The sequence below is a fragment of the Streptomyces sp. NPDC028368 genome (assembly GCF_055565615.1).
Genome location: NZ_JBVHTY010000005.1, coordinates 351,201 through 367,226 on the forward strand (window position 1 = coordinate 351,201; position 16,026 = coordinate 367,226).

Genomic DNA, 16,026 nt, shown 5'->3' on the forward strand with positions numbered 1-16,026 from the left:
GTCCTGATTGCCGATCCCCCGCGGTGCCGCGCAACTATCGATGCGTCCTGGGGCCTGTCGTCAAACTCCCGCCTGCCCCGCGACGCCTGGCACGCACGCTCGCTGCGTTGTCGGGCTCGTCCCGATACGCCCAGTATCGGGGCGACCCTCCGCCTTGCGATCGCACGCACCAGGCGCCGCGGGGCCCGCCCTTCGGGCGAACGACGGGAGTTTGACGACAGGCCCCAGAGGAGGATCACCTCGCTCTCGCGGGTCGCTAGCGTGGCGGCCTGAGATGACCACACACCCGAAGGAAGTCCTGCGCGGCGCACAGCGCCGGTTCGCCGCCCGGCCATGGCTGACCGACCTCGCGCTCGGCGGCGGCCTGACCGCATTCGACGTGGTGACGCTGGCGGCCAGGGACCCGGCACCGAGCCCGGCCGGTGTGGTGCTGTGGGCGCTGCAGACCCTTCCGCTCTGCCTGCGCAGCCGTCACCCCCGCGCGGTCCTGGGAGCCATGACCGTCGCCTTCGTCGCGTTCGAGGCGCTCGATCCGGTTCCCGGGAAGACGCCGGGGCCCTACTTGCTGATCTTCGCGGTGTACGCGCTCGCCCGCTGCACCCCGGTGGCGACGAGTGCGCCGGGGGCCGCGCTGTCGCTCACCGCGGCGGTGGCGACGGATCTGCTGAGCGGCCGGTCCGGGCCGCCGCAGCCCGGATCGCTGGAGCCGATCACCGCGACGACCTTCGTCGCCTTCTACGGGCTCGCCTGGCTCCTGGGGTACGGGCGGCGGCGGATCGGCATCCAGGCCGGCCGGCTGCGCGACCTCAACGACCGTCTCCGCGCCGAACAGGAAATCAACGCGCGGCAGGCCGTCGTCGCCGAACGGGCCCGCATCGCCCGCGATCTCCATGACGTGGTCGCTCACCACGTGAGCGCCATCGCCGTACAGGCGCGGTCCACCCAAGAGGTGCTCCAGGATGATCCGCGGAGCGGGCTGAAGGGGGTGGTGCGCATCGCGGAGACCGCCGACACCGCGCTCATCGAGATGCGCCGGATACTGGGCCTGCTCACCGCCCGGCAGGAGGACCTCGCACCGGAGCCGTCCCTTCGGCACCTCGACCGGCTCATCGGCGCGGTCGAGGCGGCCGGCTGCCGGGTGACCGCGACGCTGGACGAGCCGATCGGCGCGATGGCGCCCGCGCTGCAGATATCGGCCTACCGCATCGTGCAGGAGGCACTGACCAACGTCCTGAAGCACGCCGGCCCCACCGATGTGCTGATCGCCGTGCGCCAGGGCGCCGCGGCGCTGACCATCGAGGTCGAGAACGGCCCGCCGTCCCCCGCGCTTCGTGCGGGTGCCCCGTCCGGCCACCGGCCCGTACCCGGCGCCGGACGCGGTCTGATCGGCCTCCGCGAACGCGTCGCGGCCTTCGACGGCACCCTGCACACCGGCCCGCACCCACGCGGCGGCTGGCAGGTGCGCGCCACCCTTCCCCAGGCGAACGGCGACCAGCGGGCCCCGGAAGCCGGGTAACTCTATGATCTGGCGGACGAGTTGATCAGCCATCGGGGGAGACGAGCCTTGATACCGACGACCGGGCCCACCTGGCGCACCGCACCGGCCATGGCTGCCGCGACCGGCGCGCTGTGCGCCACCCTCACGGCCTGCGGTGGCGGCGGCCAATCCGGGGGAGGCTCCGGCGGGTCCGCCGGGACAACCGGCGGCGCATCGTCCAAGACACCGTCCGCCGTGCCGGATTCCGCCACGGTGCTCAGCGAGAAGGCGCAGGTCAAACAGGCTCTGCCCGACATCCGTGCGATGGGCGGCCTGCAGGGCGTCAGTGGCGACGTCGGCACCGCGGACGGGCACCTCGACTGCCCGAGTCCGCAGCAGTGCAAGGGAAAGTGGTTCGGCCACGACAAGTTCGCCCTGGACGCCCATACGCACTATGTCAACTTCGAGATCACGGCCTTCGGTAGCAGGCAGGACGCCAAGGACGGGCTGAAGGCCGAGCTCGCCAAGGTCGCCAAGAACCCTGCACTGTCCAAGCCCGCCATCGGCAACGAGAGCCGGGCCTACACGAAGGAGGGGGGCGGGCTGCAGGGCGAGTACCTCACCATGCGGGTCGGCACGGTGGTCGCCACCACCTTCGTGGAGGGCGGCGAGGCCGAGCCGATGCTCACCCAGGGGGCAAGGATGTTCGCCCAGCGGATCGAACAGGTCGAGGCCGGGCACAAGGCCGACGCGACGCTGCCCCAGGAGTGACCGGGACGGGGCCATGGCCGACCCCGCGAGCCACGGAGAGATGCGGGGAGACTCCGGGAAAGGTGCCCTCGTGACCACGCGTGTGCTCATCGTCGACGACCAGGAGATGGTGCGGGACGCGCTGCGCGCCGTCATCGACCGCCGCGAGGACTTCACCGTCGTCGGCACTGCCGCCGACGGCGAGCAGGCTGTCGCCATGGCGGGCGAGCTGCGCCCCGACGTCGTGGTCATGGACGTCCGGATGCCCGGCATGACCGGTGTCGAGGCCACCCGCCGCATCCTCACCGGATGGCCCCATCCCGGACCGCCACCGCGCATCCTCGTCCTGACCACCTTCGACCTGGACGAATATGTGCACGCGGCCCTGCGCGCGGGCGCCTGCGGCTTCCTGCTGAAAAACAGTCCGCCCGACCAACTCGCCCATGCCCTCCGCGTCGTCGCCGAGGGGGAGGCCATGCTCGCCCCGAGCGTCACACAGCGGCTCATCGGCGCCTTCACCGCACTGCCGGCGGGGCTGGTGCCCGGCGCGCCCCGCCCGCAGGCCGGCCGCGACAAGCTCCTCGACGTGCTCACCGAACGCGAACTGCAGGTTCTCGTACTGGTCGCCCGAGGGCGGTCCAACCTCCAGATCGCCGACGACCTCGGGCTGACCCAGGCCAACGTCAAGAGCCGGGTCAACCGCATCCTCACCCGCCTCGGCCTGGACAACCGTGTCCAGGCCGCCGTCCTCGCCCACGAGGCGGGGCTGCTCGGTGCCGGTCCGGAGAGACGGCTTTAACCTGGAGGAATGGGCAGTGACTTGGTCACGGTGTTCCTCTGCGGCGATGTGATGCTCGGCCGCGGTGTCGACCAGATCCTGCCGTATCCCGGAGACCCGACGCTGCGCGAGGGCTACGTCCACGACGCCCGCGTCTACGTCGAACTGGCCGAGGCGGCGAGCGGCCCCATACCCCGCCCGGTCGACTTCACCTGGCCGTGGGGGGACGCACTGGAGGCGCTCGACGAAGCGGCGCCCGACGCCCGTGTGGTGAATCTGGAGACCGGTGTCACCCGGCACGACACCTTCGCACCCGGTCAGGGAATTCACTACCGGATGAACCCCGCGAACCTGCCCTGCCTGGCCGCCGGCCGCCCCGACGTCTGTGTACTGGCCAACAATCACGTCCTGGACTTCGGCCACCCCGGACTGGCCCAGACGCTCGACGCCCTGGCGGCCGCGGGGCTGCGGACGGCAGGGGCGGGCGGGGACGCCGAGGCGGCGATGCGTCCGGCGGTCGTGCCCGTGGGCGGCGGCCGCCGGGTCCTGGTCTTCTCCTTCGGCATGGCGTCCAGCGGGATCCCGCGCACCTGGGCCGCGACCGCAAGCCATGGCGGGGTGCACTTCATGGCCGGGCCCTCGGTTGCGGAGGCGGCCGCGATGGCCGCGCGGATACGGCAGGTGAAGCGGCCGGGCGATGTGGCGGTGGCCTCGGTCCACTGGGGTTCCAACTGGGGCTACGCCGTATCCCCCGAGCAGGTTGTCTTCGCCCATGCGCTCATCGACGGCGGGGTGGATGTCGTGCACGGGCATTCCTCGCACCACCCCCGCCCTCTGGAGGCCTACCGGGGGAAGCTCATCCTCCACGGCTGCGGTGACTTCATCGACGACTACGAGGGCATCACCGGCTACGAGCACTACCGGGACGACCTGCGCCCCCTCTACCTCGCCTCGCTGGAGCCGGACACCGGAGCGCTCCACGAGCTGCGCGTGATCCCCCTGCAGGCCTGGCGGATGCGCCTGCGGCACGCCGCACCCGCGGACGTCCGGTGGCTGCGGGCGGTCCTCGACCGGATCGGCCGCGGCTTTTGCCCGTGCGTCGCCTCCGCGCCGCAGGGCCCGCTCATCCTCCGCCCCTCGCCCTGACCGGACGGCGAGGGGCTCCGCGGCCGCGTGTGGTGCGGGGCCGGCTAGCGCCCGGCGACCGCGGCGGCCAGGGCGAGGATCCGGCGGGCGTCCTCGACGTGCAGGTTCTCGATCAGCCGGCCGTCGACGGTGACGACTCCGCGCCCTTCACGGGTGGCCAGGTCGAACGCGTCGATGATCCTTTGCGCCCGCTCGGTCTCGGCTTCTGACGGGGCGAACACCTGGTTGCAGGGGGCGACCTGCGACGGGTGGATGAGCGTCTTGCCGTCGAAGCCGAACTGCCGCCCCTGGACGCACTCGGCCTCGAACCCCGCCGCATCCCGCACGTCGTTGTAGACGCCGTCCAGGATCGCCTTGCCGGACTCGCGGGCCGCCAGCAGTGCCAGCGACAGCCCGGTCAGCAGCGGCGCCCGGCCGGGGACGTGTTCGGCGTGCAGCTCCTTGGCCAGGTCGTTGGTGCCCATCACCAGCACGGTGAGCCGTTCGCTCGCGCCGGCCACCGCACGGGCGTCCAGCATCGCCCGCGGCGTCTCGACCATCGCCCAGATCGCCGTACGGTCCGGGGCGCCGGCCGCCTCCAGCGCCCGCTCCACCTCCCGTACGGTCGCGGCGGACTCCACCTTGGGCACGACGACCGCGTCCGGGCCTGCCTCGGCGGCGGCCCGCAAGTCGTCGGCGTGCCAGGCGGTGCCGGGCCCGTTGACCCGGATCGTCACCTCGCGGTAGCCGTACTCCCCCGAGGCCGCCGCGGCGGCGACCCGCTTGCGGGCGTCGGCCTTCGCGTCGGGGGCGACGGCGTCCTCCAGGTCGAGGATGAGCGCGTCGGCGGGCAGGGACTTGGCCTTTTCCAGGGCACGTTCATTGGCGCCCGGCATGTAGAGCACGGAACGGCGCGGCCGCAGGATCGCATCGGACATGGGAGCTACTCCTCGTTCTGCCGGGACTCGGCCGCCGCGTAGGCGTCACGCAGCTCGGGGTCGCGGGCGGCGAGCGCGTCCGCGAGTTCGGCGACCACCTGGCACTGCTTGTACGTGGCGTCGTCCTGCATCTTGCCGTCGATCATCACCGCGCCGGTGCCGTCGCCCATCGCCGCGATGACCCGGCGGGCCCAGGCGACCTCGGCGGGTGCGGGCGAGAAGACCTTCTTCGCGATGCCGATCTGCACCGGATGCAGGCTCCACGCGCCGACGCAGCCGAGCAGGAAGGCGTTACGGAACTGGTCCTCGCAGGCGGTGGTGTCCTTGATGTCGCCGAACGGCCCGTAGTACGGCAGGATCCCGTGCGCCGCGCAGGCGTCGACCATGCGCGCGATCGTGTAGTGCCACAGATCCTGCTGGTAGGTGGCCCGCGGCGCGTCCGGGTGCTCGGTGTGCGGGTCCTCGCGGACGAGATATCCGGGGTGGCCGCCGCCCACTCGGGTCGTCTTCATCCGGCGGCTCGCCGCCAGGTCGGCGGGGCCCAGCGAGATGCCCTGCATCCGGGGGCTGGCGCCGGCGATCTCCTCCACGTTGGCGACGCCGGAGGCGGTCTCCAGAATGGCGTGCACCAGGATCGGCCGCTGGATGCCGGCCTTCGCCTCCAGCTGGGCGAGCAGCCGGTCGACGTAGTGGATGTCCTCGGCGCCCTCCACCTTCGGCACCATGATCACGTCCAGCTTGTCGCCGATCTCGGTGACCAGCGTCAACAGATCGTCCAGCGCCCACGGCGAGTCGAGACTGTTGATCCGCGTCCACAGCTGCGTGGCGCCGAAGTCGGTGGCCTTGGCGATCTCCACCAGACCGGACCGGGCGGCTTCCTTGCGGTCCGCGGCGACCGCGTCTTCCAGATTGCCGAGCAGTACGTCAACAGTGGGGGCGATGGACGGCACCTTCGCCGCCATCTTCGCGTTGCCCGGGTCGAAGAAGTGGATCATCCGGGACGGCAGGAACGGCACTTCCCGCACCGGCGTCGGCGCACCGACGGCCAACGGGCGGAAGAAGTCCTTCGGAGAGCGCATGCAGTCTCCCTGGTCGGATCGAGGGGTGCAGGCCTCCGACGGGCATCCGGCGGTGGCCATCGGGCCCTCACTCTAGGCGCGCGGCGGGCCGACGTTACCGGGCAGTATGTGTGCCGTTGATCACGGACGGCGAGGGGTGTCGCCTCGTCGCCGGGCCGGTCGCGCGGGCCTGCGCGGCGCGGGGTTCCTGCCCCGCCTGCGAGTCGCACCCGGGCCTGCGGCCTGCGGCCATGACAACGGCCCCGGCATCTTCACACCGGGGCCGCCCTTCCGGGTCGTTGCACGTGAGAGTGCGCGGACCCACCTCAAGGGTAGCTTCACAGGGACCGTTCCGGCATACCGTACTTTTCGGGGTGAAGGCCACTCGGTGGCCCGGAACGGTCCGGGCGCTGTGTCAGCCACCCTCCTCCTCTTCGGCCTCCATCTGGCGAAGGCCGCGGTGGGTCAGCGTGACCATGGCGGGTGTATTGCCTGCCGCCCAGTCGACCGCGATCAGGTCCTCGCCCACCAGATAAGTACAGGCGGCGGCCAGGTCCTGTTCGTCGATCGCGAGATCGTCGCGCAGCTTCGTGCCGGTGACTCCCAGCAGGCGGTTGCCTTCCGTGGCCTCGTAGAGCGCCTCCATCACCTTCTCGCGGTAGGTCTTCCGCTCGCGGAGTGTTGCCATGACTCCCGCCCTTTCTGCTCGGCGTCCGCGCGGCCCGTCCACGAAGGCACGGCGGCTCAGATCTCGTCCGTCTGCGGTCCGTTGTCCCCGGATGACCGGCCGGACGCCAGCCATGACCGCGCGGGCCGGGCCGGGCGGGTGGCGTCCACGGTGAAGTGGAGGCGGGTGGCGCCGTCGCTGCCCGCGGGGTAGCTGCGCTGTTCGGTGGTGGCGTAGCAGCGGCGGAGGGTTTCCGCGACGTGGCGGGCGGTCTCGGGCGATGCGGCGACGATACGTACCTCGGCGCGCCCGGCCGCGGGCAGTCCTGCCGCAGGTTCCGTGGTCTGCGCGGATTCCATGGTGGCCTCCTGACCAGGGCGTGGTGCGGCACCGCGGCGGATGCGGCGCGGCCGACGTGGTCCGGTGGTGTCACGCCCCGGGCCCCAGGTCCTGGGCAGGCCGCTGACGCCCGCGGCCTCCAAGGCCGGTCCTGGCAGGGCGTCGTCGAAGGTGAAGGCGGCGATCCGGGCGTCGTGCTGGGCATTGAGCAGAAGGATCAGGTACATCCCGGCAAGGATCATGGCGATGATCACGGCCACGGTGATGACGGTTTCCACGTCCTCACCCCCTTCGGACGGAGCCCGCGACCCCGATCGGTTCCCCGGCCAGGTCCCCGGCCCCGGCGGACGCAGCCCCGCCTTCGGACTCCCACGTCTCCTCCCCGCCGCGCGTCTCCCGTACGTCGCGCGCCATGCCCTCGTTGGCCATCAGCATGCCGGCGGTCAGGAGGCTCCCCGGGACGGCTGCGGCGGCCATCAGCCGCGCGGCGGCGGCCGGATCGGTTTCCGGTGGGACCACCAGCAGGTCCCAGCGGCCGACGGTGTAGGAGAGCAGGATCAGCTTGTGCGGGTCCTGCTCGGCCGCGAACCAACCCACGTGCACCGTATGGCCGTTGACCGGCACGCTGCGGGGGATCACGGGCCAGTGCGCCGGGTTCACCGTGACATGCGTGATCCGGCCCCAGCGCTTGTCCAGCGCATCCGTCAGGGCGGGCAGCTCGCGGAAGAGGTCGGAGGAGCGCGGCCACCAGGCGCCGTCCAGAAGACCCGGCGGTGCGCCCGCCGGTGTCAGCGACAAGCGGGCGGCCGATGGCGAGGGGGCGCGCTCATGAATTGCTGTCGTGCGGTCGATGGTCACGGTCATGGCGTGCGCCTGCCCCCGGGCCCGTCTTCGTCGACAACTGCCCGGTGTTATTGCTCGCCGGAAATGACACCCGCAGCGGAGCCGGTGTGCGAAATACTCCCGGTCTTTTCAGCCTACTCCGGTCCAAGGCCCATCAACCCCGGCGTGACCAGGCATTTTCCCGGTACGTGGACCCTTTGCCGGCCCTGCGGAACAGGCCGCATGCCGACCCGCGGAGGGCCGGCCCGCGGAGTACGGTGAAGCTACCGAGGACACCTCGCACAGCGGCAGCACGCCGATGTCACCACGGGGGCGTACAGCGGGTGCACAGAACCCGCGGACGGGCACGAACCGTATGGCCGACTCCGACACCCCGCACCTCCCCAGGCTCCTGCCGGAAGCGGTCCAGCAGGCCGTGAAGCCCGGCACGGCTCTCCTGCGGCTCGAGACGACCCGGTCCCGCGAGGGAATTCTCGACGGCGCGTGGTGGCCGCGGTCCCGCGACATCGGCGCCGAGCTGCCCGCCCTGATCACCACGTTGACCGAGCATCTCGGTCCCATCACGCGCGTCGGCCTGGACGCGAGTGCCTGGGAGGAGCTCCCCACCCGGCTGGTCATCGACGACCGGGTCGTGCACATCGACTCGTTCCCGGTCGGTGACGACACGGTCCTCATCACCCGCGGCGACCGGGATCACTTCGCGCTGCTGGTGGTCCCGCCAGAGGCCACGCCCGATGCGGCGCGGGCCGCGATGGCCAGAGCTGTCGAGGCCGACAACGTCACCCAGGCCCAACAGATCCTCATCGACACCGGCACCAATCCACCGCGCCCGAGCTCCACGGCAGACGCCAGGACCGGCCAGGAGCGCACCGATTCGGCCTGACGGCCTCCTGTCGCCCGATTCCGGGCTGTGCCACGTCGCCGCTGATGTACGTTTCGCCCCGCATCCCCGCATCCCCGCATCCCCGCATCGCCTCACCGCGCACCCGGGTAGGATCCGCCGCCGCTATAGGACCGAACCTGTCCTATAGCGGGCTTAGCGTGAGCGTCACTGCTGCTGCCGTTCGGTTTCGGGCCGGCCGTCGCAGGCGGGGACACGCCGAGAAGGGCCGAGAAGGAGAGTGAGGAGAGGGATGAACACGAACCGCGAGGTGCAGCCCGTTCCGTCCGGTCTGCGGACCGTCACGCCGTGGGTCATCGCCCGGGACACGGGCAAGCTGATCGACTTCCTGGTGGCGGCGTTCGGCGCGGTCGAGGAGGCCCGGGTCCACAACGAGGACGGCACGATCGGGCACGCGGAAGTCCGTATAGGCGACTCGCTGGTCATGCTGTTCGAAGCGAAGGACACCTGGCCGCCCACGCCCGCCTTCCTGCGGCTGTACGTGGCGGACGGGGACGCCGTCCACCGGCGGGCACTTGCGGCCGGCGCCACCGCGGTGACGGAGATGACGGAGCTCTTCTTCGGCGACCGGGTGGGGCGGGTGCGGGACGCCTGGGGCAACGTCTGGTGGATCCAGACCCATGTGAAAGACGTCCCGCCCGAGGACATGTGGCCCCTGGCCCAGGAACCGGCGCAGGCCGAAGCCATGCGGTACGTCCAGACCTCACTCGACCGGGAACTCAGCAGCCGCCAGGGCGCATGAGCACGGTGACCGGCCGCTCCCGGCCTCGGGCCGGCGAGCGGGCCCCGGACAGCGAACAGCCCCGGGCCGCCGGCCCGGGGCTGTTCGCCGGAGCCGGTCAGCGCATGCGGAGGCCGGCGGACGAGGACAGCGGAGCCATCAACCCACGCACACAAGTCCCAACACACACAGGTGCGTTGGCGATGTCGGATCGGCTGACGGCGTCGTCGGCGCGGGGCTCGCCGGAGACGTGCCGGCGTCGGAGTGTCCGCTGGAGGCGGGGGCGGTCGTCTCCGGTGCTGCCGCCGCCGCTGGTGCCGAGCCGGCGGCGTGGTCTACGTGCGCACTCCTGGCCGGCCGGGACGTCGTGTGCGGCGCCGCGCCAGGGTGGGCCGCGAGGGGGCGGGCCGGGGTGGCGGACTTCGACTGCGGGCTCGTCGCGGCATGGGCAGGCGTGGCAGCGGAGGTGTTCTGCTGCCGGCCGGTGGCCATGGACGGGCGAGCGCCGGGATGCCGCGAAGCCCGGGAGTCCGAGTGCTCCGATGCCGCGTCTGTGGCCTCCGTCCCGGGCGTGGCCGCGGTCTCCGGCTCCGGCGCCGCGGCCGCCTGCGTCTGGGTGGTGGAAGCCTTGTTCGGCATCAGAGCGACGGTCAGGGCACCGCCGGCAAGGGCAAAGGCCGTCGCGGCCGTGGCCCGGCGGCGGTGCTTCTTCCAACGCGCCAGCTGCCGACGCCGAGCCGCCCGGCCCTGGCCGGTGGCCGCGGCGCCTTCGAAGCCGCTGGACGCGTCGGCGCCAGAGGTGCCCGCCGGTACGTCGTCGAACACGCCGCTGGTCATCGACGCGGCCTCGGCCATCGGCGCGGTCTCGGCGATCGGCGCGGTCTCGGCGATCGGCGCGGTTTCGGCGTGCCGGGTGCCGTGGTGGGGCGCCGACGCGGCGGTTTCCTGCGCTTCCTCCGCGCGCCAGGCATCCCACATCGTCGCGGCAGCGGGCGCCGCGGTGTGGTGACGGTGGGCGGGCGGGGCTATGTCCGGTGCGTAATCGCCGCACCCGGGGCATACGAGTGCCCCGTTGAGACTCCGGCGGCACGACAAGCAGTAGTCCATCTGCGATCTTTCTGTGCTGACTGCGCCGCCAGGGGTGCCGGCGGCGTTTTCGCGTTCGCACGCGGGATCGAGCGGCCAGTCACGCTAACGGCACTGGCCGAAGGCAGCGCGCAGAGCTCGTGATGCTTCCGTGGAGATTTCTTGGTGATGCCTCGCCTACTCCGGACATGTCCCGACGAATGCCGGGATGCGGGGCTGGACTTGGCGCCCCACTTTCTGATCTACGCGCCCCTCCGGAGGGGCGGCCGAAGGTCGGCGGGTCCAGGTGCCGGTATCCGGCGCAGGCGGGGAGTCGCGTGTGGCAGTGGTCCATCCCGCCGTGCGTGCGCCGGGCAGGAGCGTGGCGGCCCCCGGCGCATATTGGTCTAGTCCTCATTTGGTCCAGTCCATTGACATGCCCTGACCACGGGGCTATCCCATACCCAACACCGCTGCGCACAAGGGCAATTGGCGGCACCCGCCCTCCTCTCCCGCCCTCCTCCTCGCGACCCTCCTCCCGTCCGTCTCCTCACCCTCCTCACAACCTGGACAGACATGAGACGCATGCGCTCCCTCCGGGCCGTCCTCACCGCAGCCGTCACGGCCGTGGCCGCGGCCGGTCTGACCGTCGTGGGCGGTGGCACCGCACAGGCGGCAACGTCCCTGCCGGCCCACGTCTTCGCCCCCTTCTTCGAGTCATGGACCGGCGAGAGCCCCGCCGCGCTGGCCGCCCGGTCCGGCGCGAAGCACCTGACGATGGCGTTCATCCAGACAGCCGCCAAGGGCTCCTGCACGCCGTACTGGAACGGCGACAGCGGGCTGCCGATCTCCCCTGCCGCATTCGGCGACGACATCAAGACCATCCAGGCGAACGGCGGAGACGTCATCCCCTCGTTCGGCGGCTACAGCGCGGACACCACCGGTACCGAGATCGCCGACAGCTGTACGGACGTCAGCCAGATCGTCGCCGCGTACGAGAAGGTCATCACGACGTACGACGTCGCGCGGCTCGACATGGACGTCGAGGTCGACTCGCTGGACAACGCCACTGGTATCGACCGGCGGAACAAGGCCATCAAGCAGGTCCAGGACTGGGCGGCGGCCAACGGGCGCAAGCTCGAGGTCTCCTACACGCTGCCGACCACGACCCAAGGCCTCGCCGCCAGTGGGCTCGCCGTTCTGAAGAACGCGGTGAGCAACGGCGCGCGGGTGGACGTCGCGAACATCATGACGTTCGACTACTACGACAACGCCACCCACAACATGGCCGACGACACCCGGACCGCGGCCCAGGGGCTGCACGACCAGCTCGCCCAGCTCTACCCGGACCGGACCTCCGCCCAGGTGTGGGGCATGATCGGCATCACCGAGATGCCAGGGGTCGACGACTTCGGCCCGGCCGAGACCTTCACCCTGGCCAACGCCGCCCAGGTCTACGACTGGGCGGTGTCCAAGGGCATCAACACCCTCTCGTTCTGGGCGCTTCAGCGGGACAACGGCGGATGCCCCGGAGGTCCGGCCGCGGACAACTGCTCCGGCATTCAGCAGAACACCTGGGATTTCACCCATGCCTTCGCGCCCTTCACCAGCGGCGGCACGGCCCCGGCGAACGATTTCTCGGTGACGGCCACCCCCGCGTCCGGGTCGGTGGCCGCGGGCGGCTCGGCCACCACCACGGTGCGGACCGCGGTGACGGCAGGGGAGGCGCAGACGGTGAACCTTGCCGTCAGCGGGGTCCCCGCGGGTGTCACCGCCTCACTCAGCCCCGCCTCGGTGACGGCGGGCGGCTCCTCGACGCTCAGCCTTGCCACGACCTCCGCGGCAGCCTCGGGCACGTACCGGGTCAGCGTCACGGGTTCGGGCGCCGCCGGCACTCACACCACGACCTACGCCCTGACCGTCACCGGCGGGAACGGCAACCAGTGCACGGCCGCCTCTTGGGCCACCGGCACGGTCTACACCGGCGGCCAGGAGGTCTCGCACAAGGGCCACAACTGGAAGGCCAAGTGGTGGACGACGGGCGAGGAGCCCGGCACCACCGGCGAGTGGGGCGTCTGGCAGGACCTCGGTGCCTGCTGAGGAGGACGAGGAGTACGGCCGGCGAGCCCGCCGTACCGAAGTCCGGCCCGGCTGCGCCCGTCGCCCGTGAAGCCGTACGTACGCCGGAACTTGACCGCAAAGTAAAGGAACAGTAAAGGGCTTGTTAGGGTGATCTGTCCAAGAGTTCTTTCGAAGGACTGCGCATGACGATGCCCGAACACACCCCCAGCCCGGACCCCTGGGCCCCGCCGCCCGACGGGCCTGTGCTCGACCGGCCGCGGTTCGACTACCCGGGGCCGATTCCTCCGGCCCCCCACCAGGTGGGCAATGGCCTTGGCGTCGCCTCGCTGACCATCGGCATCATCGGCACGGTCCTCGGTCTCGTCCCGTTCCTGTTCTGGATATCGGGCCTCCTCGGTGTGCTCGCCCTGATCTTCGGCCTGGTCGGCCACAGCCGGGCCCGCAAGGGCCTGGCCGCGCACAAGGCGATGGCCCTCGCCGGCACGATCCTGGGCGGCCTCACGCTGGTGCTGGCGATCGCCGGCCTGATTCTCACCGTGCTGCTCGTGAAGCACGCCGCCGACAAAGCCAGGGACGAGTTCCGCAACAGGCACGCCCCCTCCGCCGCCCCCTCGGCCCCGGACGCCGACAAGCCGTTGCGGTTCGGCGAGCCGCGGAAGTACGAGGACGGAATCACGGTCACCATCGGCAAGCCCGCGCCGTACGAACTGGGCGGCTTCGCCGTCGGTCACGAGAAGGGCGATCTGGCGGTCCAGTGGAAGGTCACGATCGTCAACGGCAGCAAGAAGCCGATCGACATCATCAGCGCGCTGCCGACCGTACGGGACGCCGATGGCGTGTCGGCGGGAAGCATCTTCGACGGCGGCGGCGCGACCGAGCCGTTCTCCGGCAAGCTGCTGCCCGGCAAGCAGGCGGTGAGCCGGTTCACCTACTCCGTCTCCCCGAAGGGCGCCAAGGAGGTCCAGCTGGAGGTCGCCCCCGACACCCGGCACGAGGACGCCATCTGGATCGGCCCGGCGGGCTAGGGCCTGTCCGGTGGATCAGGGTCTGGGCGGATCCAGGCGCCGCCCCGGCTTGCCGGAGCGGAATGACCGACGACGCTGCGAGGTGAGGTCCGCGACGTATCTGTGTGATCTGGTCGCGGACCTCACCGGCATACCTGCCGCACTCGACGTGCATTCGGTCAGAGGCGGCGCACCCGAGCAGCGATCCCATGACCGAGCAGAAGGTAAATCACGGCGGGTAGACCGTAATTGAGGAAAATCCGCAGACCTTCGACCTTCATGGTGAAGATGTCCTGGGACCAGCCGGCGAGCCAGTCGGCCATACCGTGGACAAAGCCGACGAAGGCATTTCCCTCGTTGGCCTCGAGCAGGTAGAGCAGGATCCACAGCGCGAGAAAAGCTGCGGCGATGTCCGCGATCGTGTGGATTATCAACGCTGCCCGGTTTGCACCGGCGCCGTCCCGATTACGCCTGGGGGCGTCCGGGTTGGGGCCATAGGGGCTGTAGGTGTCGTTTACGGGCATGGGTTCATGGGGACTGTTCATGCCCTCCTTGCTTGCCTCGCGCGAATGCGCGAAACCAATGTCAAACCTGCGATTTCATATCGGTTTTCGGATCTTGACTCGCGCCTCGGGATTTGCCGCGGGTGCCGGTGTCCCCATTTCGCGGAGTGCCCTACGCGGACCGGTCCGAACGCCGCATGCACGCAACCCGGTTCAGCGCTATGAGCGCTGCGGCGGCCCGGCGCCGGCCGGTCAAGGGCCCGTTCCGTAGGGCGGGCACCGGTACGCACACCACCGTCAAGACGGTGAACATCTCCAGCGTTGTTGGCTGGAAGACCACGGTCGCCGCGTCGCCGCGACACCCCGCCACCGCCGCATCACGACCGCTGCCCGCTGCCCACAGCCGGCAGTCCGGAGTCCGCTGCCCGGCACCACGTCCCAACGCAGCCGTGACCGGGCGCCCCAAGGGCCGTTCGCCGGCTCTTCGGCGGAGCGCTGAGCGCTTTCCACAGGAAAAAGAGGGACGGTATTCCGGATAGCATTTTTGGGGGAATGTTGAATTCCATTCGGAATGTTCAATTCGAAACCAAAAAATGTCCTGGACTGGCGGTCCGGACATATGTGATGATGCTGTAGCCGCGGTACGGGGGCACTTAGGCGGCGAACGGGGGAACGTCAGCTCTTCTGCATTTCTGCGCACGGCCAGGTGCAGTCATTAAACCCATGGGCCCTCGCATTTCGGCGTACGCCAAATTTCTGCATTCCCGCACTCAAGAGCGTTGGGTTCCAGTGATAGCGGAAGAAGTTTATGATCTGGTGCTGGATGACTTGTTCATCCGAGTCGATCACCTAGTACCCGGAAGCTCCGTCTTCCTTAAACTCGAGGGCCTCAATCCGGCAGGCTCGGTAAAGCTCAAGACGGCCATCGCTCTGGTGGCCCAGGCCGAGGAATCGGGCCGCGAATTCCCGCGTACCCGCCTCATCGAATCGACGTCGGGAAACCTCGGCGTAGCTCTCGCCATGGTCTGCGCGGCCAAAGGCTACCGCCTCACGTGTGTGACGGACCCCAACGCCAACGCCCAGTCGGTGCGCCTCATGAAGGCGCTCGGAGCCGAGGTCGTCATGATCGACGTCCGCGACGGCAACGGCGGCTACCTGCAGTCCCGTATCAACTACATCGGTGAACGCCTGGTCCGCGAGCCGGACACGTACTGGCTGAACCAGTACGCGAACCCGGCCGGTCCGCAGGTGCACCGCGACCGCACCGGCCGATCCATCCTCGACGAGATCGGGCATGTCGACTACGCCTTCATCGGGGCCGGCACGACCGGCACGCTGATGGGTTGTGCGGAATTCTTCCGGCAGCACAGCCCGGCCACCCGGATCATCGCCGTCGATTCGGTCGGCTCCGTTTCCTTCGGCGGCCCGCCGGCCCGGCGCCATATCCCGGGACTCGGCACCAGCAGACGCCCGGAAATCCTCGACGAGGAAAAAATCGACGAGGTCATCTTCATCTCCGAAGCGGACGCCGTGGAAATGTGCAGAACGCTTGCCGAAGAACGCGGGCTGCTGCTTGGCGGATCCAGCGGGACGGTGCTCTCCGCGGTCCGCGAAAAGGCCAAGGAGATTCCCGAGGGAAGCGTCGTGGTAGCCGTCTCGCCGGACTTCGGTGAGCGCTATCTGGAGACGATCTACGACGACTCCTGGGTGGCCGACCGATGGCCAGAACTTATGTACCCGGAAATCTCAGAAATTTCTCAGGCCGGCGCCTGAGG

Annotated in this window: 16 protein-coding genes; 9 read left to right on the forward strand and 7 right to left on the reverse strand. The window is 70.3% G+C overall.

Annotated elements, in window-relative coordinates:
- Positions 1 to 274 precede the first annotated feature (274 nt).
- The 4 genes from ACZ4S3_RS14440 to ACZ4S3_RS14455 all read left to right on the forward strand — a co-directional run bounded on the left by ACZ4S3_RS14440 (position 275) and on the right by ACZ4S3_RS14455 (position 4,151).
- On the forward strand, positions 275 to 1,516 hold the full coding sequence (locus ACZ4S3_RS14440; protein WP_467932038.1) for a sensor histidine kinase: 1,242 nt from the start codon (positions 275 to 277) through the stop codon (positions 1,514 to 1,516).
- Positions 1,517 to 1,564: 48 nt separating this feature from the next.
- Positions 1,565 to 2,248, forward strand: coding sequence for a hypothetical protein (locus tag ACZ4S3_RS14445; RefSeq protein WP_467932039.1), 684 nt, complete (start codon positions 1,565 to 1,567; stop codon positions 2,246 to 2,248).
- A 70-nt stretch (positions 2,249 to 2,318) separates the two neighbouring features.
- Positions 2,319 to 3,026: a response regulator gene (locus tag ACZ4S3_RS14450; protein ID WP_467932040.1), complete on the forward strand. Its 708-nt coding sequence runs from the start codon at positions 2,319 to 2,321 to the stop codon at positions 3,024 to 3,026.
- A 9-nt stretch (positions 3,027 to 3,035) separates the two neighbouring features.
- Complete coding sequence (locus tag ACZ4S3_RS14455; protein WP_467932041.1) at positions 3,036 to 4,151, forward strand: CapA family protein; 1,116 nt, start codon at positions 3,036 to 3,038, stop codon at positions 4,149 to 4,151.
- A 44-nt stretch (positions 4,152 to 4,195) separates the two neighbouring features.
- Here the strand turns inward: ACZ4S3_RS14455 and ACZ4S3_RS14460 are convergent, their stop codons facing one another.
- The 5 genes from ACZ4S3_RS14460 to ACZ4S3_RS14480 all read right to left on the reverse strand — a co-directional run bounded on the left by ACZ4S3_RS14460 (position 4,196) and on the right by ACZ4S3_RS14480 (position 7,996).
- On the reverse strand, positions 4,196 to 5,068 hold the full coding sequence (locus ACZ4S3_RS14460; RefSeq protein ID WP_467932042.1) for an HpcH/HpaI aldolase/citrate lyase family protein: 873 nt from the start codon (positions 5,066 to 5,068) through the stop codon (positions 4,196 to 4,198).
- 5 nt (positions 5,069 to 5,073) lie between these two features.
- Positions 5,074 to 6,147, reverse strand: coding sequence for an HpcH/HpaI aldolase/citrate lyase family protein (locus ACZ4S3_RS14465; protein WP_467932043.1), 1,074 nt, complete (start codon positions 6,145 to 6,147; stop codon positions 5,074 to 5,076).
- A gap of 394 nt (positions 6,148 to 6,541) precedes the next feature.
- Positions 6,542 to 6,814 carry a hypothetical protein gene (locus ACZ4S3_RS14470; protein ID WP_467932044.1) on the reverse strand — a complete coding sequence of 91 codons (273 nt, stop codon included), beginning with the start codon at positions 6,812 to 6,814 and terminating at the stop codon, positions 6,542 to 6,544.
- A gap of 56 nt (positions 6,815 to 6,870) precedes the next feature.
- Positions 6,871 to 7,152: a hypothetical protein gene (locus tag ACZ4S3_RS14475; protein ID WP_467932521.1), complete on the reverse strand. Its 282-nt coding sequence runs from the start codon at positions 7,150 to 7,152 to the stop codon at positions 6,871 to 6,873.
- Between the two features lie 262 nt (positions 7,153 to 7,414).
- Entirely contained in the window at positions 7,415 to 7,996 is a 582-nt protein-coding gene (locus ACZ4S3_RS14480; protein WP_467932045.1) for a DUF5994 family protein, read from the reverse strand.
- 334 nt (positions 7,997 to 8,330) lie between these two features.
- Here ACZ4S3_RS14480 and ACZ4S3_RS14485 point away from each other — a divergent pair, with 334 nt between their 5' ends.
- Positions 8,331 to 8,858: a DUF5994 family protein gene (locus ACZ4S3_RS14485; protein WP_467932046.1), complete on the forward strand. Its 528-nt coding sequence runs from the start codon at positions 8,331 to 8,333 to the stop codon at positions 8,856 to 8,858.
- Between the two features lie 250 nt (positions 8,859 to 9,108).
- Positions 9,109 to 9,618 (forward strand): VOC family protein, encoded by a 510-nt coding sequence (locus ACZ4S3_RS14490; protein ID WP_467932047.1) that lies wholly within the window; start codon positions 9,109 to 9,111, stop codon positions 9,616 to 9,618.
- Positions 9,619 to 9,756: 138 nt separating this feature from the next.
- On the opposite strand, the gene ACZ4S3_RS14495 is transcribed toward ACZ4S3_RS14490, so the two are convergent.
- Complete coding sequence (locus tag ACZ4S3_RS14495; RefSeq protein WP_467932048.1) at positions 9,757 to 10,704, reverse strand: SCO2400 family protein; 948 nt, start codon at positions 10,702 to 10,704, stop codon at positions 9,757 to 9,759.
- Positions 10,705 to 11,238: 534 nt separating this feature from the next.
- Here ACZ4S3_RS14495 and ACZ4S3_RS14500 point away from each other — a divergent pair.
- Positions 11,239 to 12,762 carry a chitinase gene (locus ACZ4S3_RS14500; protein ID WP_467932049.1) on the forward strand — a complete coding sequence of 508 codons (1,524 nt, stop codon included), beginning with the start codon at positions 11,239 to 11,241 and terminating at the stop codon, positions 12,760 to 12,762.
- Between the two features lie 164 nt (positions 12,763 to 12,926).
- Positions 12,927 to 13,769 (forward strand): DUF4190 domain-containing protein, encoded by an 843-nt coding sequence (locus ACZ4S3_RS14505; RefSeq protein ID WP_467932050.1) that lies wholly within the window; start codon positions 12,927 to 12,929, stop codon positions 13,767 to 13,769.
- Positions 13,770 to 13,927: 158 nt separating this feature from the next.
- Here ACZ4S3_RS14505 and ACZ4S3_RS14510 read toward each other — a convergent pair whose 3' ends face one another.
- On the reverse strand, positions 13,928 to 14,272 hold the full coding sequence (locus ACZ4S3_RS14510; RefSeq protein WP_467932525.1) for a hypothetical protein: 345 nt from the start codon (positions 14,270 to 14,272) through the stop codon (positions 13,928 to 13,930).
- Between the two features lie 768 nt (positions 14,273 to 15,040).
- Between ACZ4S3_RS14510 and sbnA the strand changes: the two genes are divergently transcribed.
- Entirely contained in the window at positions 15,041 to 16,024 is a 984-nt protein-coding gene (gene sbnA / locus ACZ4S3_RS14515) for a 2,3-diaminopropionate biosynthesis protein SbnA (protein WP_467932051.1), read from the forward strand.
- Positions 16,025 to 16,026: the final 2 nt, after the last annotated feature.

Coding starts and splice junctions, on each gene's coding strand:
- ACZ4S3_RS14495 (WP_467932048.1), bottom strand. CDS start 10,704: ATGGACTACTGCTTGTCGTGCCGCCGGAGTCTCAACGGGGCACTCGTA.
- ACZ4S3_RS14475 (WP_467932521.1), bottom strand. CDS start 7,152: ATGGAATCCGCGCAGACCACGGAACCTGCGGCAGGACTGCCCGCGGCC.
- ACZ4S3_RS14510 (WP_467932525.1), bottom strand. CDS start 14,272: ATGCCCGTAAACGACACCTACAGCCCCTATGGCCCCAACCCGGACGCC.
- ACZ4S3_RS14470 (WP_467932044.1), bottom strand. CDS start 6,814: ATGGCAACACTCCGCGAGCGGAAGACCTACCGCGAGAAGGTGATGGAG.
- ACZ4S3_RS14490 (WP_467932047.1), top strand. CDS start 9,109: ATGAACACGAACCGCGAGGTGCAGCCCGTTCCGTCCGGTCTGCGGACC.
- ACZ4S3_RS14465 (WP_467932043.1), bottom strand. CDS start 6,147: ATGCGCTCTCCGAAGGACTTCTTCCGCCCGTTGGCCGTCGGTGCGCCG.
- ACZ4S3_RS14480 (WP_467932045.1), bottom strand. CDS start 7,996: ATGACCGTGACCATCGACCGCACGACAGCAATTCATGAGCGCGCCCCC.
- ACZ4S3_RS14455 (WP_467932041.1), top strand. CDS start 3,036: ATGGGCAGTGACTTGGTCACGGTGTTCCTCTGCGGCGATGTGATGCTC.
- ACZ4S3_RS14505 (WP_467932050.1), top strand. CDS start 12,927: ATGACGATGCCCGAACACACCCCCAGCCCGGACCCCTGGGCCCCGCCG.
- ACZ4S3_RS14485 (WP_467932046.1), top strand. CDS start 8,331: ATGGCCGACTCCGACACCCCGCACCTCCCCAGGCTCCTGCCGGAAGCG.
- ACZ4S3_RS14500 (WP_467932049.1), top strand. CDS start 11,239: ATGAGACGCATGCGCTCCCTCCGGGCCGTCCTCACCGCAGCCGTCACG.
- ACZ4S3_RS14440 (WP_467932038.1), top strand. CDS start 275: ATGACCACACACCCGAAGGAAGTCCTGCGCGGCGCACAGCGCCGGTTC.
- ACZ4S3_RS14460 (WP_467932042.1), bottom strand. CDS start 5,068: ATGTCCGATGCGATCCTGCGGCCGCGCCGTTCCGTGCTCTACATGCCG.